At 57.0% G+C, this 1,018-nt stretch carries 3 protein-coding genes and 1 pseudogene; 3 read left to right on the top strand and 1 reads right to left on the bottom strand.

Going from position 1 to position 1,018, the window contains the following annotated elements:
* Window positions 1-161, bottom strand: a pseudogene (locus NKJ76_RS32315) (ATP-dependent DNA ligase); the annotation flags it as partial.
* Between the two features lie 126 nt (window positions 162-287).
* Here NKJ76_RS32315 and NKJ76_RS32320 point away from each other — a divergent pair.
* From NKJ76_RS32320 to NKJ76_RS32330, 3 genes are all read left to right on the top strand, one after another.
* Window positions 288-473: a DUF3606 domain-containing protein gene (locus NKJ76_RS32320; RefSeq protein WP_023693356.1), complete on the top strand. Its 186-nt coding sequence runs from the start codon at window positions 288-290 to the stop codon at window positions 471-473.
* A gap of 193 nt (window positions 474-666) precedes the next feature.
* Complete coding sequence (locus NKJ76_RS32325; RefSeq protein WP_023673158.1) at window positions 667-861, top strand: hypothetical protein; 195 nt, start codon at window positions 667-669, stop codon at window positions 859-861.
* 43 nt (window positions 862-904) lie between these two features.
* A partial coding sequence (locus NKJ76_RS32330) for a KTSC domain-containing protein (protein WP_352539219.1) occupies window positions 905-1,018 on the top strand: 114 nt, incomplete at its 3' end.

Here is a 1,018-nt window from a genome sequence, read left to right on the forward strand (position 1 = left end):
GTCCAGTCGTGGCCGTTGCGCGTATAAATGCGTGTGCCGTCTTCATCGATGATCATCTGCGATCGGTAGCCGTCGAACTTGACCTCGTGGGTCCAGCCTTCACCCTCGGGAGGGTTCTCCACAAGGGTCGGCATCAACGGCTCGATGAACTTCAAACGCATGCACTGATCCGCCCTCCGGCGATTCAATAAGATTGAGCTAAAATAGTTCCGAAACCGGAAATCAGCCTCTTGGGTGCAACAAACACGTCAACTCGGCGTTGCGGGATGAGCGAAGGAGGAATCGATATGGCCGACGACAAGAGCAAGCGGGACTTTCGCGATCGGGACCAGGTCTCGGCCGATGAGGATTATGAAGTCGAGTATTTCGCAGCCAAGGCCGGGATCACCCCGCAGCAGGTCAAGGAATTGATCGCGAAGCACGGCAACCAACGCGAAACGCTGGAGCGAGAAGCGAAGGCTCTGCGGAAATAATGACCAGGCTATCGGATCTCGGCAGACCAATAACTGGGCACCGACATGAAGGCCCGCCCGCGAGCGAACTCGCGCATTTCCTCCCTTGCCCTGTTTGCGGGCAACAGATCGATATGCGCGATTTTCGCCAGGTCGCTTATCATGCCGATCCGGATCACGATCAGCCTCTCGAACTAGACGCTTAGGAACACAAGTGCCGAAATACCACGTTGAGGAAATGGATGGCGATACCGTGACGGCTACCCACATCGTGCACGCGACAACGCCGATCAGGGCGGCGCGGGAAGCGACGGAGCGCGACGTCACCCTGCGCACCAGCGAACCCATTTGGATCAGGGTTGCCGACGAGAAGCGCGGGCACGTCTTCGAATACTGTTTCAGCCTGTAGCTGACGATCCAACTCGGCTGGCTGAGTTTTTGAATGGCATACCATGCCGTCGACCTCGATACGCAAGTTCGACTATGACCCCAGCACCAGGGTTCTCTCGGTTTGGTTTGTAGCGAGCGGGAAGCATTACGAGTTTTTGGACGTACCTGCTGAGGCC

The organism is Mesorhizobium sp. M0029 (genome assembly GCF_040323735.1).
Classification (GTDB): Bacteria; Pseudomonadota; Alphaproteobacteria; order Rhizobiales; family Rhizobiaceae; genus Mesorhizobium.

Bases quoted from the DNA above. Each gene is read 5' to 3' on its own strand.
- NKJ76_RS32320 (WP_023693356.1), top strand. From the start codon at position 288: ATGGCCGACGACAAGAGCAAGCGGGACTTTCGCGATCGGGACCAGGTC.